This window comes from Pantoea sp. USMM079, from assembly GCF_037153115.1.
Taxonomy (GTDB): domain Bacteria; phylum Pseudomonadota; class Gammaproteobacteria; order Enterobacterales; family Enterobacteriaceae; genus Pantoea; species Pantoea communis.
In genome coordinates this window covers 91471-114716 of sequence record NZ_JBBCKX010000010.1, presented here as the reverse complement: position 1 = coordinate 114716, position 23246 = coordinate 91471, and the positions used below count along the sequence as shown (strand labels likewise).

Below are 23246 nucleotides of genomic sequence, written 5' to 3'. Positions count from 1 at the left end.
CGACTTACTCAGCGCCGCCGACGAAGTCCAGATTCTGGCCTTCCTTCAGGGTGACGTAAGCTTTTTTCCAGTCGCTACGACGACCGATACGCTGTCCGTGACGCTTAACTTTACCCTTAACAACCAGGGTGTTTACGTCTTTAACTTCAACTTCGAACAGCTTCTCAACAGCAGCAACGATCTCTGCTTTGGTCGCGTCTTTAGCAACTTTGAGAACGATGGTATTGCTTTTTTCCATCGCAGTAGATGCTTTTTCAGATACGTGCGGTGCACGTACGACTTTCAGCAGACGTTCTTCACGGATCATGCCAGCATCTCCTCAACTTGCTTAACTGCTTCCGCAGTCATAACGACTTTGTCGAAGGCGATCAGGCTAACTGGGTCGATACCTGCTGCATCACGCACGTCAACCTTGTACAGGTTACGCGCAGCCAGGAACAGATTCTCATCCAGTTCACCGGTGATGATCAGCACGTCTTCCAGCGCCATGTCTTTCAGTTTCTGTGCCAGCAGCTTAGTTTTAGGCGCTTCTACAGAGAACGTCTCGACAACGATCAGACGGTCCTGACGTACCAGTTCGGACAGGATGCTTTTCAGCGCGCCGCGGTACATCTTCTTGTTAACTTTTTGACTGTGGTCCTGTGGACGCGCAGCGAAGGTCACGCCACCTGAACGCCAGATCGGGCTCTTTACAGAACCTGAACGCGCACGGCCGGTACCTTTCTGGCGCCAAGGCTTTTTGCCTGAACCAGTTACTTCAGCACGAGTTTTCTGCGCACGAGTACCCTGACGAGCACCAGCGGCATAAGCAACAACAACCTGGTGAACCAGCGCTTCGTTGAAATCACGACCGAAGGTAGTTTCGGAAACAGTCAGCGCGCTCTGCGCGTCTTTCAGTACTAATTCCATTGCTATCCCCTTACGCCTTCACAGCTGGTTTAACAATCAGGTCGCTGCCGGTTGCACCCGGGACAGCACCTTTGACCAGCAGCAGGTTGCGCTCAGCGTCAACACGTACCACTTCCAGGCTCTGAACGGTTACGCGCTCGTTACCCAGTTGACCAGCCATTTTCTTGCCTTTGAACACTTTGCCCGGAGTCTGGTTCTGACCGATAGAACCCGGAACGCGGTGAGACAAGGAGTTACCGTGTGTAGCGTCCTGGGTACGGAAGTTCCAGCGCTTAACGGTACCTGCGAAACCTTTACCTTTAGAGGTACCGGTAACGTCTACTTTTTTAACGTCAGCGAAAATTTCAACACTGATGCTCTGGCCTACTGAGTACTCTTCACCTTCGGTGCGGAATTCCCACAGACCACGGCCAGCTTCAACGCCAGCTTTAGCAAAATGACCTGCTTCCGGCTTGCTCACACGGTTTGCTTTTTTAGCACCGGTGGTCACCTGGATAGCCTGGTAACCGTCGTTTTCCAGGCCTTTGACCTGAGTAACGCGGTTTGCTTCAACTTCGATTACGGTTACTGGGATTGAAACGCCATCTTCAGTGAAGATGCGAGTCATGCCCACTTTTTTACCGACTAAACCAATCATTGTATCAACCTCTCAATCGCTCGATGACCTGATTAACCCAGGCTGATCTGCACGTCAACACCGGCAGCCAGATCCAGACGCATCAGTGCATCAACGGTTTTTTCAGTTGGCTCAACGATGTCTACCAGACGCTTGTGAGTACGGATCTCGTACTGATCGCGCGCGTCTTTGTTAACGTGCGGAGAGATCAGAACGGTGAAACGCTCTTTGCGAGTTGGCAGCGGGATCGGACCACGTACCTGCGCACCAGTGCGCTTGGCAGTCTCAACGATTTCCGCGGTTGATTGATCGATCAGGCGATGATCAAACGCTTTAAGACGGATACGGATTCTTTGGTTCGACATGAGACCAAGGCTCCAAACATTTTATAAACGAAAAGAATTACTACCCACACCCATTACGATTGATGGAGGAGTGTAATCGTTCAGCATATAACTCCCCAATCGGGAGTATTGTCAGGTGATACATAGCTTGCTATCACCTGCGATTCTGCTCGAATCGCGCCATACCAATATCGGCAGGCCCGCGCATTATACGCAAATCAGTTCAGGAAGCAACCCGTGATGCGTTTTTAACCACATCAATTGCGGACTAAATACGAAAAAGCCTGTATGGGGCTCGATATTTCCCCCTACAGGCTCTGTGACATTGCTACAACGAAAGGGTTTTAGTCTGTGCTTTCTTCTTTTAATTGCGCCTGCAGGTAATTCTGCAAACCGAGTTTTTGAATCAGGTCGAGTTCTGTTTCCAGCCAGTCAATGTGATGCTCTTCCTCACCCAGAATCTCAATCATCATGTCGCGGCTGACGTAATCATGCACCTTGTCGGCATAGGCAATCGCTTCACGTAAATCCTTCGCCCCTTCTAACTCCAGCGTCAGATCGGATTGCAACATTTCCGGGACATCTTCACCAATACGCAACCGGCCGAGATCCTGCAAATTTGGAATCCCTTCAAGGAAAAGAATGCGCTCGATGTATTTGTCCGCATGCTTCATTTCATCGATGGATTCGTGATACTCGACATCGTTGAGGCGAATAAGCCCCCAGTTTTTGAACATACGTGCATGAAGAAAGTACTGATTAATCGCAACCAGTTCATTCCCCAGCAGTTTATTGAGATGAGTTATGATTTTACTGTCGCCCTTCATTTTGCTTCCTCCGCTTCCAGGTAAATAGATCGTAGATGCGGATAAAAAGAAGTCAAAAAAACAGGACTGTTTTTGTGGTTATTGCCAGAGGCTGTCGAGTCGACCTAAGCGATTTCTTTGTACAGCGGTACCTTCTGCAGCTCATCATCCATAATCTCGCGCGCAAAACGGATGCACTTACCACACTGTTTTCCGATAGGAACCAGTTGACGAAGATGTTGGATCGATTTGGGCTGATAGCGACGCACTACTTCACGGAGGGTTTTGTCACTCACGGCATTACACAGACAGACGTACATTTACTGCGACTCCAGTACAAATTCTGATCAAAGTGTAAATGAGAATGGTTTTTATTTCAAACGTAGCTTTTGTGTGGGATTGGCTTGAGCGGTGAATTTCAGGCAAAAAAAAGAGCACCGAAGTGCTCTCTTTTCGTGCTGCGGTGGCTACCTAAGCAACCACCGACATTAACGCAATTAAGCGAGAACTTCAGCAACAACGCCCGCACCAACAGTACGGCCGCCTTCACGGATTGCGAAACGCAGACCCTGGTCCATCGCGATTGGGTGGATCAGCTCAACGGTCATTTTCACGTTGTCGCCTGGCATTACCATCTCAACGCCTTCTGGCAGCTCAACGTTACCAGTCACGTCAGTAGTACGGAAGTAGAACTGTGGACGGTAGCCTTTGAAGAACGGAGTATGACGGCCGCCTTCGTCTTTAGACAGTACGTATACTTCTGATACGAACTTGGTGTGTGGCTTGATGGTGCCTGGCTTAGCCAGTACCTGACCACGCTGGATGTCTTCACGCTTGATACCGCGCAGCAGAACACCACAGTTTTCACCCGCCTGACCCTGGTCCAGCAGCTTACGGAACATTTCAACGCCAGTACAGGTAGACTTAACAGTCGCCTTGATACCAACGATTTCAACTTCGTCGCCCACTTTAACGATACCGCGCTCAACACGACCGGTTACAACAGTACCACGGCCTGAGATTGAGAATACGTCTTCGATTGGCAGCAGGAACGGCAGGTCGATTGCACGTACTGGCTCTGGGATGTAGTTATCCAGGTGACCAGCCAGCTCAATGATCTTCTCTTCCCACTCAGCAACACCGTTCAGTGCCTGCAGAGCAGAACCGCGTACGATTGGAGTATCGTCGCCTGGGAAGTCGTAAGCTGACAGCAGATCGCGAACTTCCATCTCTACCAGTTCCAGCAGCTCTTCATCATCAACCATGTCGCACTTGTTCAGGAACACGATGATGTAAGGAACGCCAACCTGACGACCCAGCAGGATGTGCTCACGGGTCTGTGGCATTGGGCCATCAGTCGCAGCAACAACCAGGATCGCGCCGTCCATCTGCGCAGCACCGGTGATCATGTTTTTCACATAGTCGGCGTGGCCTGGGCAGTCAACGTGCGCGTAGTGGCGAGTCGGGGTTTCATATTCAACGTGTGAAGTGTTGATGGTGATACCACGAGCTTTCTCTTCTGGTGCGTTATCGATCTGATCGAACGCTTTAGCAGAGCCGCCGTAGGTTTTAGCCAGAACGGTGGTGATAGCTGCAGTCAGAGTGGTTTTACCATGGTCAACGTGACCGATGGTGCCAACGTTTACGTGCAGTTTGTTACGCTGAAATTGCTCTTTCGCCATGGCGATAATTCCTTACGTTGTGCCTTCATGAGTCATGAAGGCATCAGTTCACAATTTTTAAACCGTAGCTTATTTGCTACGAGCTTCAATAACGGCCTGAGCGACGTTGTTCGGCGCATCATCGTACTTCAGGAACTCCATGGAGTAAGAAGCACGGCCTTTAGTCAGAGAACGCAGCTGGGTTGCATATCCGAACATTTCAGACAGTGGAACTTCAGCATGGATCTGAACGCCAGTAGCGTTAGATTCCTGTCCTTTGAGCATACCACGACGACGGCTAAGGTCACCGATAACGTCACCGGTGTTCTCTTCCGGAGTCTCTACTTCAACCTTCATGATCGGCTCAAGCAGAACGGGCTGTGCTTTCTTAAAGCCATCTTTGAAGGCTAAAGAAGCGGCCAGTTTAAACGCCAGCTCAGAGGAGTCAACGTCATGGTAAGAACCGAAGTGCAGACGAACACCCAGATCTACTACCGGGTAACCGGCCAGTGGACCAGACTTCAGCTGCTCCTGGATACCTTTATCAACCGCAGGGATGTATTCAGTTGGAATCACACCACCCTTGATGTCGTTGACGAATTCGTAACCTTTAGGGTTAGAACCCGGCTCCAGTGGGTACATGTCGATAACAACATGACCGTACTGACCACGACCACCAGACTGCTTAGCGTGTTTACCTTCAACATCGGTAACTTTAGAACGAATCGCTTCGCGATAAGCAACCTGTGGTTTACCGACGTTCGCTTCAACGTTGAACTCACGCTTCATACGGTCAACGATGATGTCGAGGTGCAGCTCACCCATACCCGCGATGATGGTCTGGTTAGATTCTTCATCAGTCCATACGCGGAAAGATGGATCCTCTTTTGCCAGACGACCCAGAGCCAGACCCATTTTTTCCTGGTCAGCTTTGGTTTTCGGCTCAACGGCGATAGAGATTACTGGCTCTGGGAATTCCATGCGCTCAAGGATGATGACATTTTCTGGATCACACAGGGTGTCACCAGTGGTCACATCTTTCAGGCCGATCGCAGCTGCGATGTCGCCCGCACGAACTTCTTTGATCTCTTCACGTTTGTTAGCGTGCATCTGAACGATACGGCCCAGACGCTCACGGTTTGACTTAACCGGGTTGAACACGGTGTCACCGGTGTTAACAACACCAGAGTAAACGCGGAAGAAGGTCAGGTTACCCACAAACGGGTCGGTTGCGATTTTGAACGCCAGAGCAGCAAACGGCTCGTTGTCGTCAGAATGACGCTCAGCCGGCGTGTCTTTACCGTCGTCCAGCATACCGTTGATCGCGGTAACGTCAGTCGGTGCTGGCAGGTATTCAACTACCGCATCCAGCATCGCCTGAACACCTTTGTTCTTAAATGCAGAACCACAGGTAACCAGGATGATTTCGTTTTTCAGCACGCGCTTACGCAGAGAAGTTTTGATCTCTTCTTCAGTCAGCTCTTCACCGCCGAAGAATTTCTCCATCAGCTCATCAGAACCTTCTGCAGCGGCTTCAACAAGATTCGCACGCCATTCATCAGCCAGTTCCTGCATATCAGCTGGGATATCTTCGTAAACGAAGGTAACGCCCTGATCTTCATCGTTCCAGTTGATGGCTTTCATTTTCACCAGGTCAACAACACCGGTGAATTTCTCTTCTGCGCCGATTGCCAGCTGAAGCGGAACCGGGTTTGCACCCAGGCGCGTTTTCATCTGATCAACAACTTTCAGGAAGTTAGCACCCATGCGGTCCATTTTGTTAACGAACGCGATGCGTGGAACTTTATATTTGTTAGCCTGACGCCATACGGTTTCAGACTGTGGCTGAACACCACCAACCGCACAGTAAACCATTACTGCGCCATCAAGCACACGCATAGAACGCTCAACTTCGATGGTGAAGTCAACGTGTCCCGGGGTGTCAATGATGTTGACGTGGTGTGGCTCGAACTGCTTAGCCATACCTGACCAGTAACAGGTGGTTGCAGCGGAAGTGATGGTAATACCACGTTCCTGTTCCTGCTCCATCCAGTCCATGGTTGCGGCGCCGTCATGCACTTCACCGATTTTGTGGTTTACACCGGTGTAGAACAGAACACGTTCGGTAGTGGTAGTTTTACCGGCGTCGATGTGAGCACTGATACCGATGTTACGATAGCGCTCAATGGGTGTTTTACGAGCCATTTGATTCCTCTGATTCTGAGACGTTCTAAGTTAAAAAAGCCCAGCAGGTAAGCCACTGGGACGCCCGCTGGGTTAATAACAACTACGTGGCTGTTACCAGCGGTAGTGTGCGAACGCCTTGTTGGCTTCAGCCATACGGTGAACGTCTTCACGTTTCTTAACTGCAGTACCTTTGTTCTCTGCAGCATCAGAAAGTTCGTTCGCCAGGCGAAGAGCCATTGATTTATCACCGCGTTTACGAGCAGCTTCAACGATCCAACGCATTGCCAGAGCATTACGACGAACCGGACGGACTTCAACTGGAACCTGGTAGGTTGAACCACCAACGCGACGTGACTTAACTTCTACAGTCGGACGTACGTTTTCGAGTGCAACTTCAAAAGCTTCCAGACCATCTTTACCTGCACGTTGAGCCAGGGTATCAAGTGCGGTATAGACGATAGATTCTGCAGTAGATTTTTTACCATCTACCATCAGGATGTTTACAAATTTAGCCAGCAATTCTGATCCGAACTTAGGATCTGGCAGGATTTTACGCTGACCAATGACGCGACGACGTGGCATGGAAATACTCCGTTGTTAATTCAGGATTGTCCAAAACTCTACGAGTTTATTTTGACATTAAAGTGAAAATGTTTGGCCTTACTTAACGGAGAACCATTAAGCCTTTGGCTTCTTCACGCCGTACTTGGAGCGTGACTGCTTACGGTCTTTAACACCTGAGCAGTCAAGCGCGCCGCGAACGGTGTGGTAACGCACACCTGGCAAGTCTTTAACACGACCGCCACGAATCAGGATCACTGAGTGTTCCTGGAGGTTATGACCTTCACCGCCGATGTAGGAGGTAACTTCAAAACCGTTAGTCAAACGCACACGGCAAACTTTACGCAGTGCTGAGTTTGGTTTTTTAGGGGTAGTGGTGTACACACGAGTACAAACACCACGTTTCTGCGGGCAAGCTTCCAGCGCAGGCACGTTGCTCTTTGCAACTTTGCGTACGCGTGGTTTGCGAACCAGCTGGTTAACTGTTGCCATTAAATAGCTCCTGGGATTTAGCTTTTTGCTTCGTAAACACGTAATAAATCGCCTCGTATTACTACGAGGAGGCAGAATTTTAGGGCTGTGTCAAAAGGGTGTCAAGAAATAACCAGGTTTTCCTTGCTACCAGGCCACTTGTTGTTGGTGCTTCACCGTCATCGTAACGAAACCAGTATAGTCCAAACGTGCTACTTTGGTCGAAATTTGCTCAACCAACCCACGCGCGACCACATCTTCCTCAAGAACCCAAAGCGCGGCCGGAGAGGCTTGCAGCTTGATGAACATCTGGCTGCCCTCAAGCGCGGCCGTGACGCCATCCTGCATTAGCAGCAAGTCGTCGCCCTCCTGCATCAGCAGTAACAGGCTATCGATATCGCATTGCCAGGGTGATTGCAGTAGCGTGTAGAGCATGTTGGATTCTCAGAAACGAAGGATTCGATGATAAGTGGCGAGTTTCTGGCGCAGTGTCGCGGCATCCAGCACTTCAGCCGTCATCACGCGTTCAGCCGTCAGGCTTTGCCCGCGCGCATCAAGTGACTCGCGGCAGGCGAAACACTGGTCGATGTCGTAGAGATCGAGCACGCCAAACGTCGCGATATAGTTGCGAGCCAAAATCTGCTCAGGCTGCTGTGCGCGTTGCAGTTGCAGCACGCCATCGCCAATAAAGAACAGTCCAATGTCTTCGCTGAGCGCGCCAGTGGCCAGCACCGCATCCAGCCCTTCCCTGCCCGCGCTGCTGCCGTGGGGTGCCTGAGTGAAAAGAAATGCCACACGATTCATCAGAATTGCACCAAACGATCACAGCTCAACGCGGCTTCTGCCAGCGCACCTAAGCCGCTCAGTTCAAAACCAGGCTGCAAATTACTGCCCACCAGTTGCAAGCGCGTCGCTTCCTGCTCATCCGTCACGCCACGGCGCAATGCGGCAGCCACGCAAATATTTAGCGCGGCACCACTCTCTTCGCGCAGTTGCTGCCATGCGCGCACCACATCGACTTCATCGCTGGCAGGTGAAGTGAGCTGATTGGCATTCAGCACGCCTTCTCTATAAAAGAAAACACTTTCCAACTGGTGCCCTGCTTTGAGCAACGCACGAGCAAACAGCAATGCACTACTGGCATGCTGCGTACCGTATGCCGGCCCCGTCACCAGTAAGGTATAACGCATTAGCGATCCTGCCCCTGGAAGTCTCCACTTTTGAACTGGCGGATGTAGAGGTAAACCGTGTGTTTGGAAATATTGAGACGATCGGCCACCTGGTTAATCGCATCCTTGATATCAAAAATTCCCTTCTCGTACAGGTTGAGCACAATCTGGCGATTCTTGGCGTTGTTCGACACATTGCGGTCGTTGCTCACTTCCTCAATGGTAAATTCCAGCGTTTGCATCACCAGGTCTTCGACTGAGCTGGCAAAGTTGACGTTGGAATCTACCTGCTGCATTTCCGGCGGCATAAAGGTCGACATAATCTGCGAGAACGGCACATCAAGGTTCATGTTAATACAAAGCAGGCCAATCACGCGTTGCTGACGATTGCGAATCGCGATGGTGACCGATTTCATCAGCACGCCGCTCTTAGCGCGCGTGAAGTATGCGCGGGACACATTGCTGTCGGCACCATGCATATCGTGCAGCATGCGCAGTGCCAAATCGGTAATCGGCGAGCCCACTTTACGGCCGGTATGTTCACCGTTGGCGATGCGCACGGCGGAGCATTTCAAATCTTCCAGCGAGTGCAGCACGATTTCGCAGTGCGAGCCGATCAGCATCGCGAGACCATCAACGACGGCTTCGTAAGATTTGAGAATATCGTAATCGGCTTGCTCGAACGGACGTTGCTCCAGTAAATCGAAGTCAGTCAGTTCACCGGGATTGAATGGATTAGACATCGAAGACATTACCCTAAATGGCTGGAGCCTGTCTCGACAGCTTTGGGGCAGACTCATATTGTGATAGTTGTGCAGGCGCTAGTCTGGCAAATGTCGGGGTGTTTAGCCAGAGCTTTACTCATTCCCCTAAACAATTTGGGTTGCTGCAAGACGGCATATTGGTTCAGCCCTGAGCATGAGTGAGGATGGCGAGCACAGCCAGCGCAGCTCAAGTCTGGCGGACAAATAAAAACGCCGCCCGGAGGCGGCGTCAGAAGCGCAAGCAGATTACTGCGCTTTCTTATCAGCAGCGGCCGGAGCCTGTGCTTTCTCATCCGCTTTTGGCGCTGGCTTGATATCCAGCAGCTCAACATCAAATACCAGCGTTGAGTTGGCCGGAATGCCCGGAACGCCATTTTTGCCGTAAGCCAGGTTCGGTGGGATCACCAGCTTGATCTTGCCGCCTTTCTTCACGTGCTTCAGACCTTCGGTCCAGCCTGGGATCACGCCGTCGAGACGGAATGACAGTGGCTCGCCACGGGTGTAAGAGTTATCGAACTCGGTACCGTCGATCAGCGTACCTTTATAGTTCACGACGACGGTGTCGCTGTCTTTAGGTGCGTCACCGGTGCCTTCTTTCTCAACCTGATACAGCAAGCCAGATTCAGTTTTCTTCACGCCTTTTTCTTTGGCGAATTTATCAGCGTAAGCGGCACCCTTGTCAGAGTTCTCTTTCGCGTCTTTTTCCATCTTCGCCTGTGCAGCGCCTTTCACGCGGCCTTCGAAGGCTTGCAGTGTCTGCTCGATCTCTTGATCAGACAGTTTGCTCTTGCCACCGAATGCATCCTGAACACCTGCGATCAACTGATCTTTGTCCAGTTTGATGCCCAGTTTCTCTTGTTCCTTCAGAGAGTTGTCCATGTAGCGACCCAAAGAAGCACCCAGCGCATAAGCTGACTGCTGGTCTTCGTTTTTGAAGGCAGCATTTTTCGGTGCCTGCGGTGCTGCCTGAGCAGCGTCAGCCGGAGCCGCAGCGGTTTCAGCTGCCATTGCCAGCGGTGCATTCAGCGCAATGGCCATGGTGGTAGCTAACAATGTGACTTTAAACAGTGATTTCATCCTTTCTCCAAAACCGAAGCATCTAAACCTCGGGAATCATTGCGGACAGTGGCCCACACTATAACTTTACGTGGCAGCGGCGAACACTCCCACAACGTAATTACCCGCTTAACATCCGACCTTTTTTGCATCAGGAAGTTTCACCAGAGATGAAGGCATTAGCGCTGATTTCAACCGCAAAGCCCCATAAAGGTTAAAAATCGGGTGATTCTGCCGCTAAAGACCGTAGAATCACGCCCGATACGCGCCAGGCGCAGCACCGTGACAGGAGAAGAGATGATGCAACAAGAAGAGTGGGAACAACGCCTTGAGGCGCTGGAGAGCAAACTGGCATTTCAGGAGCACACCATCGATCAGCTCAATCTGACGGTGACTCAACATGAACTGGAGATGAGTCGTATGCGCGAACAGGTACGTTTATTAGTGGATAAAGTGAAAGCAGCGACACCTTCACCGATTGCTTCGCAGTCCGAAGAGACGCCACCACCGCACTATTAAAGCAAAAGGCCACCTGAAGGTGGCCTTTTGTTGTTCAATGCAGAACTTAGTGGCTGCAACCGCAACCGCCAGTACCACAACCGCCCTGGCCGTGATCGTGACCATGGTCGTGATCGTGGTCATGATGATGACCATCTGCACCATGTACATGGCCGTGTGCGATTTCTTCTTCCGTTGCTTCACGGATCGCTACCACTTCCACGTTGAAGTTCAGGTTCTGACCCGCCAGCATGTGGTTACCATCAACCACAACGTGCTCGTCTTCCACTTCAGTGATTTCAACCGGCACTGGACCCTGATCGGTTTCTGCCAGGAAGCGCATGCCAACCTGCAGTTCATCGACGCCCATGAACACGTCTTTTGGTACACGCTGCACCAGGTTGTCATCGTACTGACCGTAAGCGTCGTTTGCCGGAATATGCACATCAAACTTATCGCCAACCGCGTGATTTTCCAGCGCTTTTTCCAGACCAGAAATCAGGGAACCATGACCGTGCAGATAGTCCAACGGTGCACTCACCGGTGACTCGTCAACCAACACACCGTCTTCGGTACGAACCTGATACGCCAGGCTCACCACCAGGTCTTTTGCTACTTTCATGATATCTCCTAACCGTTGAGAACTGAGATCCCGTCTCATTGGTCTATTTTGCGTGCAATAACCAACCAGAAAGGTTCAAGACTGAGGATGCCAACAAATGTGTTGCTGCATACTGCTCAGCGTTAATGGCGCCGATTGTAGCGGAATTCAATCCCGCTGTAAGTTTAAGCTTAAAAAAAGCTGCGCCATTCTGCTACTCAGGATGAAAAATGCCGATCACTTGCTCATTGCTGCGCACCTTATCGCGAACTTGTTTATCCGCTTCACGCATTTGATGGCCGCACTGCACGCACTCCACCACTTCGACATTGTTTTCACGCCATAACGCCAGCGTGTCTTTTTCCTGACATTGCGGACATACCGCACCAGCAATAAAACGTTTACGCATACTCTTTCCTGCCCGCTATTAAGCAACGGATATGTTAAGTGTAGTCCTACTCGTCATCCCAACCGTCGATCTGACGTTTTTCATGCTGCATTTCGCGCTGGAAGATGTCTTCTAACTCACGACGAGCTTCACGCACACGTGAGGCCTGCGCATTATCATCGTGGCTTGGCACCAGCTCACGTAGCATGCGCATATCGAGTCGGCGGAAATGCTGTTGCGCGCGTTGCGCCTGATGCGGATGCATGCCGAGTGAAATCAGCGTCTTGCGCCCCAGCTCCAGCGCACTTGAGAAGGTTTCACGCGAGAACAACGTCACGCCCGCTTGCAGTAATTCATGGGCTTCCACACGGCCACGCGCACGCGCCAGAATTTCCAGCTGCGGGAAGTGCTGCTGGCAAAGGTGAACGATGGACATCGAATCTTCCGGATCATTGCAGGTAATCACAATGGATTGTGCATTCTCCGCACCGGCAGCACGCAGTAACTCAAGCTCAGTGGCATCGCCGTAGTAAACCTTATAGCCATATTTGCGCATCAGGCTGACAGCCGAGATGTCACGCTCCAGCACCGTAATACGCTTATTGTTAGCCATCAGCAAGCGGCCCACCACCTGACCAAAACGACCAAAGCCAACCACAATGACCTGCGGCTGATCATCTTCGACAAACGGCTTCTCATTGTCATCATCGGGCTCATTGAACCGACGTGCGAGAATTTTATCCACCCCCTGCATCAACAGCGGTGTGGTCATCATCGACAGCGTCACCGTCACCAGCAACAGTGGTAATTGATCGCCGCTAAACAGTTTGGCCGACGAGGCCGCTGAAAACAGCACAAAAGCAAATTCACCGCCCTGGCTAAGCACCCCGGCAAACTGCAGGCGCTCGGAACTGCGTAAACCATAAATACGGCCCAGCACATAGAGCACCAGCGTCTTGACCGCCACGAGAATCACTACGCCAAGGATAATCTCCGCGATATGGGTATAGAGCACGCCCAAATTCAGCGCCATGCCGACGGAAATAAAGAACAGCCCGAGCAGCAACCCTTTGAAGGGTTCGATCGCCACTTCCAGCTCGTGCCGATATTCACTCTCGGCCAGCAGGATCCCGGCGATAAAGGTGCCGAGCGCCATCGACAGCCCTAGCATATCCATAAACAGCGCCGAGCCCAGCACCAGTAATAATGAAGCCGCCGTGAACACTTCACGCACACCGGAAGCGGCGATAAAGCGGAAAATCGGACGCAGCAGATAACGGCCACCCACCAGCATGCCGGCAAACGCCAGCACCTTCATGCCGACTTTCAGCCAGTCAACATGACCGCTGTCCCCTCCGGCCAGCAACGGCACAAGTGCTAATGCAGGAATGACAGCCAAATCCTGGAAGAGGAGCACTGAGAAGCCGAGTTGTCCCGCTTCGCTACGATTCATGCCTTTATCGCGCATCAATTGCAGTGCCATAGCCGTGGAGGACATCGCCAGGCCAATCCCGCCGATAATCGCGGCCTGCCAGCTAAAGTTGGTTAGCCACAACAGCACACCGAGAATCGCGGCAGAAACCAATACCTGCGCAGCGCCCACGCCAAAGATTGAACGTCTTAACGCCCAGAGCTTGGCGGGATTTAACTCCAGCCCGATGATGAACATCAGGAACACCACGCCGAGTTCGGAGAAGTGCAGAATCTCATCAACGTCGCTGATAAAGCCTAGCCCCCACGGCCCGATGGCAATGCCTGCCACCAGATAACCCAGCACGGCACCAATGCCAAGTCGGGCCGCAATCGGCACCACAACCACAGCGGCCACCAGATAAATCACTCCGGCAGTGAGTAACGTTTGACCTTCCATCACATCACTCCCTGCGGCAAGGGTGACGAGAGCCAGTCACGGTAGGCGCGCGCATAATTGCGCATCACTTCCGGTGTCTGGCGGCGAGCCCAATAGATCACCATCGGCGTCATCCAGTGCATACGACACATCTGCGCCGTCAGCTCAAACGGACGCATGATGTCGCTCATCGGGTAACGATTCAGGCCGTTATGGTGATACGCGGTTTCCGGTTCTCCGGTGGTCACCACGCTGCGCCAGTACTTGCCCTCCAGCGCATTCCCGTCCTGGCCGCTGGCAAACCCACGCGACAACACGCGATCCAGCCACTCTTTCAGCAAAGCCGGGCAGCTATAGGTATACAACGGATGCTGGAAAACGATGATTTGGTGTTCGCGCAACAGCTGCTGCTCGTAATGAATATCAATGAAAAAATCCGGATAGTGGGCGTATAAATCGTGCACCGTGACGTGGTCCAGTTCCATAGCCGACTGCAGCAAAACCCGATTAGCAATCGAATCCTGTGTTTCCGGATGGGCGTAAAGCAGCAAAATTTTGGGTGGCTGCGACATCGTTCCCCTCCAAAGCGTCGTCACCGCAACGGAATTCCGCTACCATGCTCGACGCAACTAACCATTATTGAATTATGTTGCCGATAAATTAACATATTCTGACGATACGGCGCTTATGATTGTCTTTTCCGCATTACAAATACGCCGCGGCACTAACGTGCTGCTGGACAACGCAACAGCCACCATTAATCCCGGCCAAAAAGTCGGTTTGGTGGGTAAGAACGGCTGTGGAAAATCCACGCTGCTGTCGCTACTGAAGGGCGAAATTAGCAGTGATGCAGGCAATTTCACTTTTCCAGGTAACTGGGCGCTGGCATGGGTGAACCAGGAAACCCCGGCCCTCACTAAAGCCGCGCTGGAATATGTTATCGACGGCGACCGCGAATATCGTCAGCTTGAATCCGAATTAGCTGATGCCAACGCCAGGGATGACGGCAACGCCATCGCTCTGCTGCATGGCAAGCTGGATGCAATTCAGGCGTGGAGCATACATGCTCGCGCCTCCAGCCTGCTGCACGGATTGGGCTTTAGCCAGGAACAATTAATGCGGCCGGTGAGTGATTTCTCCGGTGGCTGGCGCATGCGCCTTAACCTTGCGCAAGCGCTGGTGTGCCGATCCGATCTGCTGCTACTTGATGAACCGACTAACCACCTCGATCTTGACGCTGTTATCTGGCTAGAGCGCTGGTTGAAAAGCTATGAAGGCACGCTGATCCTCATCTCGCATGACCGTGACTTCCTTGATCCGGTGGTGGATAAAATCATTCATATCGAACAGCAAACGATGTTCGAATACACCGGCAACTACAGCTCGTTCGAGCGCCAGCGCGTCGCCAAACTGGCGCAGCAGCAGGCGTTGTTCCAGAGCCAGCAGGAAAAAGTACAGCACCTGCAAAAGTACATCGATCGCTTCCGCGCCCAGGCCACTAAAGCCAAACAGGCGCAGAGCCGTATCAAGATGCTGGAGCGCATGGAGTTAATTGCCCCGGCTCACGTCGATAACCCGTTCAGCTTCAGCTTCCGCGCACCAGAGAGCCTGCCCAATCCATTATTGAAAATGGAGAAAGTCACGGCGGGTTATGGCGAACGCATCATTCTTGATGCCATCAAACTGAATCTGGTACCGGGTTCACGCATCGGTCTACTCGGCCGTAACGGTGCGGGTAAATCAACGCTGATCAAACTGCTGGCCGGTGAAATTGAAGCGCTGGATGGCAAAGTTGGCCTGGCAAAAGGCATCAAGCTTGGCTACTTCGCTCAGCATCAACTTGAATACCTGCGCGCCGATGAATCGCCATTGCAGCATCTGGCCCGCATTGCGCCACAAACGCTGGAACAACAGCTGCGTGATTATCTCGGCGGCTTCGGTTTCCAGGGTGATAAAGTCAGTGAAATCACTGAACGTTTCTCAGGCGGTGAAAAAGCGCGACTGGTGCTGGCACTGATCGTCTGGCAACGTCCAAATCTGCTGCTACTCGATGAACCGACCAACCACCTTGATCTCGACATGCGTCAGGCATTGACCGAAGCGCTGATTGATTTCGAAGGCGCGCTGGTGGTGGTTTCGCATGACCGTCATTTACTACGATCCACCACCGACGATCTCTATCTGGTGCATGACCGCAAAGTCGATGTGTTTGAAGGCGATCTCGATGATTACCAGCAGTGGTTGAGCGATCTGCAAAAGCAGCAAGCCCAGCAGGATGCTGCACCGAAGCAGGATAACGCCAACAGCGCCCAGTCTCGTAAAGATCAGAAACGCCGCGATGCTGAACTGCGCGCGCAAACCCAGCCGTTGCGTAAAGAGATCGAGAAGTTAGAGAAGCAGATGGCGAAGTGGCAGAGCCAGCTCAGCGAAGCGGAAGCGATGCTGTCAGACAGTGCAATTTACGATCAGAGCCGTAAGGCCGATTTAACCTCGGCGCTGCAACGTCAGGCTGAAAGCAAATCGGCGCTGGAAGACGTTGAAATGGCCTGGCTGGATGCTCAGGAACAACTGGAGCAGATGCTGGCGAGTTAGTGTTCAGCATCCATGCTGCCCCTGCAGGGTGAGTGCCTGCTGTAAGATCAGCAGGCAGGGTTCGCATCTCTGGAAGGCCAGCATTCTTGTTCAGCTTCTGCTGTCAGGCAAGTATGTCTGGTGCGGATTTCGTGGATGCTCAGCGTCTGTTGTAAGTCCGGTATTCTTGTTCAACTTCTGCCGACAGGTCGGCATTTAGGCCGACCTGGTTTACCACCGCACTCTTTTAAAACGGAACATCCCCTAACACCGTCGCCCGATGCATTACTCGCCGCGCCGGATAGTAATCGGCATTCGCATAATGCTGCGTCACGCGGTTATCCCAGATCGCCACATCATTCTCCTGCCAGCGCCAGCGCACCTGAAACTCCGGTTTTGCCGTGTGCCAGAACAGGAAATTCAGCAGTGCTTCGCTCTCCTTCTCACTCAATCCCAGTAAACGCGTCGTGAAGCCTTCATTCACAAACAGCGCCTTACGCCCACTCACCGGGTGCGTGCGAATGACGGGATGGTGTACCGGCGGATGCTTCGCTACGGCTTGTTGCCAGCGTTGATGTTCCTCTTCGGTCTTACGGTATTTATATTCCTGGAATGACTTCTTGAAATCGTGTTCTGCCTGCAAGCCACTCAGCAGCTGCTTGAAAGGCTCGGACAGCGCTTCATAAGCTGCAATGCCGGTTGACCACAGCGTGTCGCCACCGCTCTCCGGCAGCAACTTAGACGCTAAAATCGCAATCGCCGGCGGCGTTTCAATAAAGGTCACGTCGGTGTGCCAGTTATCGTTATCCGGTGGATTATCCTGATGGGTATCCAGCACGATAATTTCTTCCACCCCCTCTGCATGCGGATACACCGGATGGATGTGCAGATCACCGAAGCGGATCGCCAAAGCGCGCTGCTGTTCCGGCGTGATCACCTGATTGCGCAGGAACAACACCTGATGGCGCAGCAGACCATGATAAAGCTGCTCAAACTGCGCGTCGCTTAACGGGCGGCTGAGATCGAGATCGCTAACCTGCGCACCGATATGCGGGCCCAGCGCGGTAAAAGTGATACGTTCGTTCATTGCTGTTCTCCATTCCAGGGCGTTAATCGGCGCTGCAAAGCGCGCAGACCCAGTTCTAAGCTAAAAGCGATCAAGGCAATTACGGCGATTCCGGCCAGCACCACATCGGTGGCAAGGAACTCGCCCGCCGACTGCACCATAAATCCCAGTCCGCGCGTGGCGGCAATCAGCTCGGCAGCCACCAGCGTTGACCAGCCGACGCCGAGGCCAATGCGTAAACCGGTAAGGATTTCAGGCAATGCGCCCGGCAGGATGACAAAGCGCAGCAGTTGCCAGCGCGTAGCGCCTAGTGCCTGCGCAGCGCGAATCCGCACCTGCTGAGCATTTTTCACACCCGCCAACGTCGACAGCGTCACCGGCGCGAAGATCGCCAGATAAATCAGTAAGATTTTCGAGGTTTCGCCGATGCCAAACCAAATCACCATCAGCGGCAAATAGGCCAATGGCGGCACCGGACGATAGAGTTCAATCAGCGGATCGAGCAGCCCCCTAATCGCGGGACTTAGGCCCATTGCAATCCCCACCGGGATGCCAATCAACGCAGCGAAGAACAGCGCCACCAGCATGCGCGTCAGGCTGGCGCCCAGGTGCTGCCATAGGGTCGCATCCATAAAGCCTTGCGGGCTGGCGATCAGCAGCAGTTTTTGCAGCACCTGCTGGGGCGGCGGCAGAAATAGCGGTGCCACCAAATTGAGCGCCGTCACGCTCCACCACACCAGCAGCAGCACGGCTACACTCAGCAAGCTCAGGGAAAACTGCGGTGAAAAAGGCCAGCGCAACGTGCGTCGGCGAGTCTGGGTTTTCTCATCAATCACCGCGCTCATACAAACGCCTCCCGCTGGGAAAAGACCTGATTCAGCACATATTCACGGCGCTCGATAAAGGCCGGGTCGGATTTGATACTGCGGCACGGTTCACCCGCAGCGAAGCGCTGACCGAAGTCGAGTTTGATGCGCTCCACCACACGGCCTGGCCCCGGCGACAGCAGCACCAGTTCGCTGGCAAGAAACACCGCTTCTTCAATATCGTGGGTAATCAACAGAATCTGTTTGCCGGTATCACGCCACAGCGTCAGCAGCAGGGTTTGCATCTGTTCGCGTGTAAAGGCATCCAGCGCACCAAACGGCTCATCTAACAGCAGCAACTGAGGATCAGCCGCCAGCGCACGCGCAATCCCCACGCGCTGACGTTGCCCCCCAGAGAGCTGCCAGACAAAACGCTTTTCTGCCCCTTCCAGTCCGACTTTGCGGATTAAACGGCGAGCAATGGTGTGGCGTTCAGCCTTGTCCATTCCCGCCAGCTGCAAGCCAAACGCCACGTTATCGATCACGTTACGCCACGGCAGTAGCCCTTCGTTCTGAAACACCACGCCGCGTTCTGCGCCCGGTCCATTTACCGCTTTGCCATCCAGCGTGATACTGCCTGACTCCAGCGGCAGGAATCCGGCGATCAAGTTCAGTAAGGTGGTTTTGCCACAGCCTGACGGTCCCAGCACCACCAGCAGGTCGCGTTGATCCAGCTGCAGGTTGATATCCTGCAGCGCGGGTTGTCCGGCGTAACGTGCATTCAGATTGGTGATGCTGAGCATACGGCCTCCGTTATTTCGCCAAAGGCGCGACAAAGCGCGTGGTGACAAAGCTGCTGTAATCGTTAGCGGCATCCGGCACTTTGCCCTGCTCTTTCAGGAAGTGCGCGGTATCAACAATGGCTTTGTTCACTGGCTTGCCCAGCTGTTCCACCTGCTGCTGTGCGGTCAGGTAGGTATTGCCTTGCACCAGAACCGGCACATCGCTTTCCGGTACGCCACTCAGGCGCGCCAGTTTGCTGAGATTGTCGGGCTGCTTGAGCCACTGTTCTGGATTCGCAATGTAGGCTTGCTGTGCCTCAATCGCACTGCGCGCGAAAGCGGTGACCACTTCAGGATGCTGCTGAGCGAAATCTTTGCGCACCACCCACACATCCAGCGTTGGCGATCCCCATTTGCCCACCTGAGAAGAGTCGGTTAACACCGTGCCATCCTTTTCCAGCTCGTTTACCGCCGGTGACCAGACGTACGCGCCGTCGATATCACCGCGTTTCCACGCTGCAATAATGGCTGGCGGTTGCAGATTCACTAACTGCACCTGCGATGGCTTGATGCCCCAATGTTTGAGCGCTGACAGCAGGCTGTAATGGGTGGTGGAGATGAAGGGCACGGCGATGCGTTTGCCAATCAGATCCCTGGTACTGGTGATGGATTTTTTGACCACCAGCGCTTCGGAATTGCCAAGCTGTGATGCCAGTAAGAAAGCTTCGATGGGCAACTGCTGTGTTGCCGCCACTGCCAGCGGGCTGGACCCGATATTACCGATTTGCACATCACCGGAAGCCAATGCCCGCAGCACGCTGGCACCGCTATCAAACTTGCGCCAGTCGACCGTCGCGCCGCTCTCTTTAGCAAAGGTGTTATCGGCCTGCGCCACTTTGGCCGGTTCCGCCGAGGTTTGATATGCCACGGTGACGTTGACCGCCTGTGCCTGGAATGCCATCAGGGCCAATGCTGCCGCCACTGCCGTTATCGTTTTTTTTACTGCCATCATCATTCACCCCAATGTTATGTCGTGATGGCAGTTTCTCCAGCGGCTGTAATTTCATAAAGGAATTAAAAATTATCCCTAATGAAAATCTGTTCTTAGATCAACATCGGGCAACGCTATGCGAAATGCGCAAATGCAAAGAAGGCGTAAAGACGGAAATATGTCACACGCTCACATAGCGACTGTGCTATTGATAGGCTTCTGATTTTTCACCTCTACTGGCGGTACTGAAATCCATGTCGATTGAGAAAGTTGCCCGTCTTGCTGGCGTGTCTAAAGCCACGGTTTCTCGGGTGTTGAACCAGCATCCGGGCGTGCGTTCTGATACACGAGCAAAGGTATTGGCGGCCATCGAACACTGTGACTATCAGCCCAACCTGCTGGCCCGCCAGCTGCGTACTGCCCAGAGCCATATGTTGCTGGTGTTAATTTCAGACATCACCAATCCTTTCTGTTCACGTGTGGTGCAAGGCATTGAAGCTGAAGCCGAAGCGCAGGGTTATCACATCCTGTTGTGCAATTCGGCCTCACAGCTGCCGCGTGAAGCCGCTTATCTGGCGTTATTAAGCGGTAAAGTGGTCGATGGCGTGATCACCATGGATGCCGCGGCCTGCCTGCAACAGCTGAAGGGGTTGATAGGTGACGCGCCTTGGGTGCAATGCGCCGAATACGATCCGGCTATCGCTGCTTCCAGTGTCACGATAAACAATAAAGAAGCGGCTTACGAAACCGTGCGTTATCTGGCCAACAAAGGCCGCCGCCGTATTGCATTGGTTAACTGTGATATGCGCTACCTTTACTCGCATCAGCGTGAAAGTGGCTATCGCGAAGCGCTGGAACAGCTGGAACTGAATTGGGGTGGCGTGGCTTACGCGGAAAACATTTCGTGTGAAGCGGGCAGTGCCGCACTGCGTGAACTGCTGGCACGACCGGAGCGACCAGACGCCGTGTTTGCAGTCTCAGATGTGCTGGCGGTTGGCGTGATTCACGCCGCGCTGGAGGCCGGATTGCGCATTCCGGAAGATCTCGCTGTCGTGGGGTTTGATGGTATTCCCTTCACCAGCAGCCTCAATCCACCGCTGACCACCATCGAACAACCGATGAATCGGCTGGGTGCACGCAGTGTTCAGCTGCTACTGAACCGCATCCGCCAGCCGCACAGTGACGTGGTGCGTGAGGTGTTACCCTGGAAGCGCGTTGAACGCGCCTCCAGCTAACTCAACGCCAGATCAGCAGTACACAGGCGGCAGTGAGCGCACCCATCGCCAGGTTGAAGATTTTCCACGCGCGCGGGCTGCGCAACAGACGGCCAATCAGCGAACCAAATCCCATCCAGATAACACCGGATACCACATTGACCAGCGCCATACCGATACTGATGGCGATCACCGAATGCAGATACGCATCGCCCGCCAGGCTAAAGCTGGCTACCGCGCCCAACGCCATCAGCCAGGCTTTTGGGTTGATCAACTGTAGCAGGCCACCCTGCCAGAACGGCATCTGCTTGACGTTGGCATCTTCAGTTTCCAGCTTCTCGTACTCCGCGGTGGCAATTTTCCACGCCAGCCACAGCAGGTAGAGGCTACCGGCAATCTTCAGCACCAGATGCAGAGAGGGATAAAGCAGGATCAAACCACCGATGCCAAATGCCACCATCAGCAACATGACTTGCATACCAATCATGATACCAATGAGCAGCGGGATGGTGCGCAGGAAGCCAAAATTAGCACCTGAGGCGGTAAGTAACATATTATTGGGCCCTGGCGTGATGGCAGCGACCCAAAGAAAACCCAACATTGATAAAAAAAGACTCAGTTCCATGTATATTCGGGTGCTCCTCACCCAGTAAAGCGGACAACCCATCGAAGCTATCAGCGAGTTATGCATCAGACAAGCCTTTACCCAAGCTATTTTGATCGCCTGAACGGCGAGCGATTTACACCGCTGCGCGGATTCAGTAACGCGCATCTGCAAACCCTGCTGCCGCGCATACTGCGTCGGCGCGTAACCCTGCGTCCGCACTGGCAGCGACTTGACCTGCCGGACGGTGATTTTGTCGATCTCGCGTGGAGCGAAGATCCAGCACAGGCGCGTCACAAGCCGCGCATGGTGATGTTCCATGGCCTGGAAGGCAGCTTCCGTAGCCCGTATGCGCATGGCCTGATGCAGGCGTGTCAGGCGCGTGGCTGGCTGGCGGTGGTGATGCACTTTCGTGGATGCAGCGGCGAGCCGAATCGTCTGGAGCGCATCTATCATTCCGGTGAAACCGAAGATGCGACCTTTTTCCTGCACTGGTTGCAACGCGAATGGGGCACGGTGCCGACTGCAGCAGTGGGCGTTTCACTCGGTGGCAATATGCTGGCCTATTTATTGGGCATGCAGGGAAATGATGTGCCTGTGGATGCCGCCGTCGCCATCTCGGCACCCTTTGCGCTCGAACCCTGCAGTGAAAAGCTCGATGCTGGCTTTTCTCGTTTCTATCAGCACTATTTACTGACCAAGCTGAAACAGAACGCTACGCGTAAACTGCTGGCCTGGCCCGGCACACTACCGGTGGAACTGAGCCAGCTGCGCGCATTTCGCCGCATTCGTGAGTTTGATGATGCGATTACCGCACGGGCGCACGGTTTTCTGGATGCCAACGACTATTATCAACGTGCCAGCGCTATGCCTCTGCTCACGGGCGTGCGCAAGCCGCTGCTGATCATCCATGCCAAAGACGATCCCTTTATGACCGATGCGGTCATCCCGCAGCCGGCGCAACTGTCGCCTTCCATTGAATATCAGCTGACACAACAAGGCGGGCACGTCGGCTTTGTTGGCGGTACGTTAATGAAGCCGAAAATGTGGCTGGAACAGCGTGTGCCTGACTGGCTTTCAACCTATCTGGATGTGTGATCGTGATTATTCCCTGGCAAGAACTTGAAGTCGCAACACTGGAAAACCTGATTGAAACTTTCGTGCTGCGCGAAGGCACCGACTATGGTGAGCAGGAGCGCAGCCTGGAACAGAAAGTCGCCGACGTGCGCCGCCAGCTGGAGCGCGGAGACGTTGTGCTGGTGTGGTCGGAACTGCATGAATCCGTCAACATTATGCCGAAAGGCGAGTTTCGCGGTTAATGCACCGCGCAGT

Annotated in this window: 29 protein-coding genes; 5 read left to right on the top strand and 24 right to left on the bottom strand. The window is 53.2% G+C overall.

The window, feature by feature from the left end; genetic code table 11:
• Positions 1 to 4 precede the first annotated feature (4 nt).
• The 15 genes from rplW to fkpA form a co-directional block, all read right to left on the bottom strand.
• Entirely contained in the window at positions 5 to 307 is a 303-nt protein-coding gene (gene rplW, locus WFP70_RS15295; RefSeq protein WP_034830749.1) for a 50S ribosomal protein L23, read from the bottom strand.
• The gene (gene rplD, locus WFP70_RS15290; RefSeq protein ID WP_034830751.1) at positions 304 to 909 is read right to left on the bottom strand and encodes a 50S ribosomal protein L4; all 606 of its coding nucleotides are present in this window, start codon (positions 907 to 909) and stop codon (positions 304 to 306) included. Before rplD ends, rplW begins: the two co-directional genes overlap by 4 nt.
• Positions 910 to 919: 10 nt before the next feature.
• Positions 920 to 1546 (bottom strand): 50S ribosomal protein L3, encoded by a 627-nt coding sequence (gene rplC / locus WFP70_RS15285; protein ID WP_038644330.1) that lies wholly within the window; start codon positions 1544 to 1546, stop codon positions 920 to 922.
• 32 nt (positions 1547 to 1578) lie between these two features.
• Positions 1579 to 1890, bottom strand: a complete 312-nt coding sequence (gene rpsJ, locus WFP70_RS15280) for a 30S ribosomal protein S10 (RefSeq protein WP_006120582.1) — start codon at positions 1888 to 1890, stop codon at positions 1579 to 1581.
• A gap of 323 nt (positions 1891 to 2213) precedes the next feature.
• Positions 2214 to 2696 (bottom strand): bacterioferritin, encoded by a 483-nt coding sequence (bfr, locus tag WFP70_RS15275; protein ID WP_034830757.1) that lies wholly within the window; start codon positions 2694 to 2696, stop codon positions 2214 to 2216.
• 104 nt (positions 2697 to 2800) lie between these two features.
• On the bottom strand, positions 2801 to 2995 hold the full coding sequence (bfd, locus tag WFP70_RS15270) for a bacterioferritin-associated ferredoxin (RefSeq protein WP_034830760.1): 195 nt from the start codon (positions 2993 to 2995) through the stop codon (positions 2801 to 2803).
• Between the two features lie 177 nt (positions 2996 to 3172).
• Positions 3173 to 4357 carry an elongation factor Tu gene (gene tuf, locus WFP70_RS15265; RefSeq protein WP_034830763.1) on the bottom strand — a complete coding sequence of 395 codons (1185 nt, stop codon included), beginning with the start codon at positions 4355 to 4357 and terminating at the stop codon, positions 3173 to 3175.
• A 69-nt stretch (positions 4358 to 4426) separates the two neighbouring features.
• Positions 4427 to 6541: an elongation factor G gene (fusA, locus tag WFP70_RS15260; protein ID WP_097119691.1), complete on the bottom strand. Its 2115-nt coding sequence runs from the start codon at positions 6539 to 6541 to the stop codon at positions 4427 to 4429.
• A 93-nt stretch (positions 6542 to 6634) separates the two neighbouring features.
• Entirely contained in the window at positions 6635 to 7105 is a 471-nt protein-coding gene (gene rpsG, locus WFP70_RS15255) for a 30S ribosomal protein S7 (protein WP_007886246.1), read from the bottom strand.
• Between the two features lie 96 nt (positions 7106 to 7201).
• On the bottom strand, positions 7202 to 7576 hold the full coding sequence (rpsL, locus tag WFP70_RS15250; RefSeq protein WP_006120575.1) for a 30S ribosomal protein S12: 375 nt from the start codon (positions 7574 to 7576) through the stop codon (positions 7202 to 7204).
• Positions 7577 to 7702: 126 nt separating this feature from the next.
• The gene (gene tusB, locus WFP70_RS15245; protein WP_337023698.1) at positions 7703 to 7990 is read right to left on the bottom strand and encodes a sulfurtransferase complex subunit TusB; all 288 of its coding nucleotides are present in this window, start codon (positions 7988 to 7990) and stop codon (positions 7703 to 7705) included.
• A 9-nt stretch (positions 7991 to 7999) separates the two neighbouring features.
• A complete protein-coding gene (gene tusC / locus WFP70_RS15240; protein WP_034830771.1) occupies positions 8000 to 8359 on the bottom strand; it encodes a sulfurtransferase complex subunit TusC in 360 nt (119 codons plus the stop codon).
• The gene (gene tusD, locus WFP70_RS15235) at positions 8359 to 8745 is read right to left on the bottom strand and encodes a sulfurtransferase complex subunit TusD (RefSeq protein WP_337023699.1); all 387 of its coding nucleotides are present in this window, start codon (positions 8743 to 8745) and stop codon (positions 8359 to 8361) included. Before tusD ends, tusC begins: the two co-directional genes overlap by 1 nt.
• Positions 8745 to 9467 (bottom strand): helix-turn-helix transcriptional regulator, encoded by a 723-nt coding sequence (locus WFP70_RS15230; protein ID WP_034830776.1) that lies wholly within the window; start codon positions 9465 to 9467, stop codon positions 8745 to 8747. The genes tusD and WFP70_RS15230 overlap by 1 nt, the downstream gene beginning before the upstream one ends.
• A gap of 267 nt (positions 9468 to 9734) precedes the next feature.
• On the bottom strand, positions 9735 to 10565 hold the full coding sequence (fkpA, locus tag WFP70_RS15225; protein WP_045833796.1) for an FKBP-type peptidyl-prolyl cis-trans isomerase: 831 nt from the start codon (positions 10563 to 10565) through the stop codon (positions 9735 to 9737).
• 279 nt (positions 10566 to 10844) lie between these two features.
• Here fkpA and WFP70_RS15220 point away from each other — a divergent pair, with 279 nt between their 5' ends.
• Positions 10845 to 11063: a SlyX family protein gene (locus tag WFP70_RS15220; protein WP_224934449.1), complete on the top strand. Its 219-nt coding sequence runs from the start codon at positions 10845 to 10847 to the stop codon at positions 11061 to 11063.
• 46 nt (positions 11064 to 11109) lie between these two features.
• Here the strand turns inward: WFP70_RS15220 and slyD are convergent, their stop codons facing one another.
• From slyD to kefG, 4 genes are all read right to left on the bottom strand, one after another.
• Positions 11110 to 11664: a peptidylprolyl isomerase gene (slyD, locus tag WFP70_RS15215; protein WP_034830781.1), complete on the bottom strand. Its 555-nt coding sequence runs from the start codon at positions 11662 to 11664 to the stop codon at positions 11110 to 11112.
• A gap of 193 nt (positions 11665 to 11857) precedes the next feature.
• Positions 11858 to 12052 carry a YheV family putative zinc ribbon protein gene (locus WFP70_RS15210; protein WP_034830784.1) on the bottom strand — a complete coding sequence of 65 codons (195 nt, stop codon included), beginning with the start codon at positions 12050 to 12052 and terminating at the stop codon, positions 11858 to 11860.
• A gap of 46 nt (positions 12053 to 12098) precedes the next feature.
• A complete protein-coding gene (kefB, locus tag WFP70_RS15205) occupies positions 12099 to 13901 on the bottom strand; it encodes a glutathione-regulated potassium-efflux system protein KefB (protein ID WP_034830786.1) in 1803 nt (600 codons plus the stop codon).
• Positions 13901 to 14452 (bottom strand): glutathione-regulated potassium-efflux system ancillary protein KefG, encoded by a 552-nt coding sequence (gene kefG / locus WFP70_RS15200; RefSeq protein WP_034830789.1) that lies wholly within the window; start codon positions 14450 to 14452, stop codon positions 13901 to 13903. The genes kefB and kefG overlap by 1 nt, the downstream gene beginning before the upstream one ends.
• Before the next feature lie 115 nt (positions 14453 to 14567).
• Between kefG and WFP70_RS15195 the strand changes: the two genes are divergently transcribed.
• Positions 14568 to 16472 (top strand): ABC transporter ATP-binding protein, encoded by a 1905-nt coding sequence (locus tag WFP70_RS15195; protein WP_166936281.1) that lies wholly within the window; start codon positions 14568 to 14570, stop codon positions 16470 to 16472.
• Positions 16473 to 16698: 226 nt separating this feature from the next.
• Here WFP70_RS15195 and tauD read toward each other — a convergent pair whose 3' ends face one another.
• The 4 genes from tauD to tauA are packed head-to-tail and all read right to left on the bottom strand — an operon-like array spanning position 16699 to position 20117.
• On the bottom strand, positions 16699 to 17538 hold the full coding sequence (gene tauD, locus WFP70_RS15190) for a taurine dioxygenase (protein WP_337023700.1): 840 nt from the start codon (positions 17536 to 17538) through the stop codon (positions 16699 to 16701).
• Positions 17535 to 18362: a taurine ABC transporter permease TauC gene (gene tauC, locus WFP70_RS15185; RefSeq protein WP_034830793.1), complete on the bottom strand. Its 828-nt coding sequence runs from the start codon at positions 18360 to 18362 to the stop codon at positions 17535 to 17537. The genes tauD and tauC overlap by 4 nt, the downstream gene beginning before the upstream one ends.
• On the bottom strand, positions 18359 to 19126 hold the full coding sequence (gene tauB / locus WFP70_RS15180) for a taurine ABC transporter ATP-binding subunit (RefSeq protein ID WP_160834615.1): 768 nt from the start codon (positions 19124 to 19126) through the stop codon (positions 18359 to 18361). The genes tauC and tauB overlap by 4 nt, the downstream gene beginning before the upstream one ends.
• Before the next feature lie 10 nt (positions 19127 to 19136).
• On the bottom strand, positions 19137 to 20117 hold the full coding sequence (tauA, locus tag WFP70_RS15175) for a taurine ABC transporter substrate-binding protein (protein ID WP_442956349.1): 981 nt from the start codon (positions 20115 to 20117) through the stop codon (positions 19137 to 19139).
• Positions 20118 to 20350: 233 nt separating this feature from the next.
• Here tauA and WFP70_RS15170 point away from each other — a divergent pair, with 233 nt between their 5' ends.
• Positions 20351 to 21331, top strand: coding sequence for a LacI family DNA-binding transcriptional regulator (locus WFP70_RS15170; RefSeq protein WP_058960604.1), 981 nt, complete (start codon positions 20351 to 20353; stop codon positions 21329 to 21331).
• Position 21332: 1 nt separating this feature from the next.
• Here WFP70_RS15170 and WFP70_RS15165 read toward each other — a convergent pair whose 3' ends face one another.
• Positions 21333 to 21935, bottom strand: a complete 603-nt coding sequence (locus tag WFP70_RS15165) for a LysE family translocator (protein ID WP_034819569.1) — start codon at positions 21933 to 21935, stop codon at positions 21333 to 21335.
• A 60-nt stretch (positions 21936 to 21995) separates the two neighbouring features.
• Here WFP70_RS15165 and WFP70_RS15160 point away from each other — a divergent pair, with 60 nt between their 5' ends.
• Positions 21996 to 23012 carry a hydrolase gene (locus WFP70_RS15160; protein WP_034819571.1) on the top strand — a complete coding sequence of 339 codons (1017 nt, stop codon included), beginning with the start codon at positions 21996 to 21998 and terminating at the stop codon, positions 23010 to 23012.
• Between the two features lie 2 nt (positions 23013 to 23014).
• A complete protein-coding gene (locus WFP70_RS15155; protein ID WP_034820041.1) occupies positions 23015 to 23233 on the top strand; it encodes a YheU family protein in 219 nt (72 codons plus the stop codon).
• Positions 23234 to 23246 lie beyond the last annotated feature (13 nt).

Bases quoted from the DNA above. Each gene is read 5' to 3' on its own strand.
- rplW (WP_034830749.1), bottom strand. From the start codon at position 307: ATGATCCGTGAAGAACGTCTGCTGAAAGTCGTACGTGCACCGCACGTA.
- rplD (WP_034830751.1), bottom strand. From the start codon at position 909: ATGGAATTAGTACTGAAAGACGCGCAGAGCGCGCTGACTGTTTCCGAA.
- rplC (WP_038644330.1), bottom strand. From the start codon at position 1,546: ATGATTGGTTTAGTCGGTAAAAAAGTGGGCATGACTCGCATCTTCACT.
- rpsJ (WP_006120582.1), bottom strand. From the start codon at position 1,890: ATGTCGAACCAAAGAATCCGTATCCGTCTTAAAGCGTTTGATCATCGC.
- bfr (WP_034830757.1), bottom strand. From the start codon at position 2,696: ATGAAGGGCGACAGTAAAATCATAACTCATCTCAATAAACTGCTGGGG.
- bfd (WP_034830760.1), bottom strand. From the start codon at position 2,995: ATGTACGTCTGTCTGTGTAATGCCGTGAGTGACAAAACCCTCCGTGAA.
- tuf (WP_034830763.1), bottom strand. From the start codon at position 4,357: ATGGCGAAAGAGCAATTTCAGCGTAACAAACTGCACGTAAACGTTGGC.
- fusA (WP_097119691.1), bottom strand. From the start codon at position 6,541: ATGGCTCGTAAAACACCCATTGAGCGCTATCGTAACATCGGTATCAGT.
- rpsG (WP_007886246.1), bottom strand. From the start codon at position 7,105: ATGCCACGTCGTCGCGTCATTGGTCAGCGTAAAATCCTGCCAGATCCT.
- rpsL (WP_006120575.1), bottom strand. From the start codon at position 7,576: ATGGCAACAGTTAACCAGCTGGTTCGCAAACCACGCGTACGCAAAGTT.
- tusB (WP_337023698.1), bottom strand. From the start codon at position 7,990: ATGCTCTACACGCTACTGCAATCACCCTGGCAATGCGATATCGATAGC.
- tusC (WP_034830771.1), bottom strand. From the start codon at position 8,359: ATGAATCGTGTGGCATTTCTTTTCACTCAGGCACCCCACGGCAGCAGC.
- tusD (WP_337023699.1), bottom strand. From the start codon at position 8,745: ATGCGTTATACCTTACTGGTGACGGGGCCGGCATACGGTACGCAGCAT.
- WFP70_RS15230 (WP_034830776.1), bottom strand. From the start codon at position 9,467: ATGTCTAATCCATTCAATCCCGGTGAACTGACTGACTTCGATTTACTG.
- fkpA (WP_045833796.1), bottom strand. From the start codon at position 10,565: ATGAAATCACTGTTTAAAGTCACATTGTTAGCTACCACCATGGCCATT.
- WFP70_RS15220 (WP_224934449.1), top strand. From the start codon at position 10,845: ATGCAACAAGAAGAGTGGGAACAACGCCTTGAGGCGCTGGAGAGCAAA.
- slyD (WP_034830781.1), bottom strand. From the start codon at position 11,664: ATGAAAGTAGCAAAAGACCTGGTGGTGAGCCTGGCGTATCAGGTTCGT.
- WFP70_RS15210 (WP_034830784.1), bottom strand. From the start codon at position 12,052: ATGCGTAAACGTTTTATTGCTGGTGCGGTATGTCCGCAATGTCAGGAA.
- kefB (WP_034830786.1), bottom strand. From the start codon at position 13,901: ATGGAAGGTCAAACGTTACTCACTGCCGGAGTGATTTATCTGGTGGCC.
- kefG (WP_034830789.1), bottom strand. From the start codon at position 14,452: ATGTCGCAGCCACCCAAAATTTTGCTGCTTTACGCCCATCCGGAAACA.
- WFP70_RS15195 (WP_166936281.1), top strand. From the start codon at position 14,568: ATGATTGTCTTTTCCGCATTACAAATACGCCGCGGCACTAACGTGCTG.
- tauD (WP_337023700.1), bottom strand. From the start codon at position 17,538: ATGAACGAACGTATCACTTTTACCGCGCTGGGCCCGCATATCGGTGCG.
- tauC (WP_034830793.1), bottom strand. From the start codon at position 18,362: ATGAGCGCGGTGATTGATGAGAAAACCCAGACTCGCCGACGCACGTTG.
- tauB (WP_160834615.1), bottom strand. From the start codon at position 19,126: ATGCTCAGCATCACCAATCTGAATGCACGTTACGCCGGACAACCCGCG.
- tauA (WP_442956349.1), bottom strand. From the start codon at position 20,117: ATGATGGCAGTAAAAAAAACGATAACGGCAGTGGCGGCAGCATTGGCC.
- WFP70_RS15170 (WP_058960604.1), top strand. From the start codon at position 20,351: ATGTCGATTGAGAAAGTTGCCCGTCTTGCTGGCGTGTCTAAAGCCACG.
- WFP70_RS15165 (WP_034819569.1), bottom strand. From the start codon at position 21,935: ATGGAACTGAGTCTTTTTTTATCAATGTTGGGTTTTCTTTGGGTCGCT.
- WFP70_RS15160 (WP_034819571.1), top strand. From the start codon at position 21,996: ATGCATCAGACAAGCCTTTACCCAAGCTATTTTGATCGCCTGAACGGC.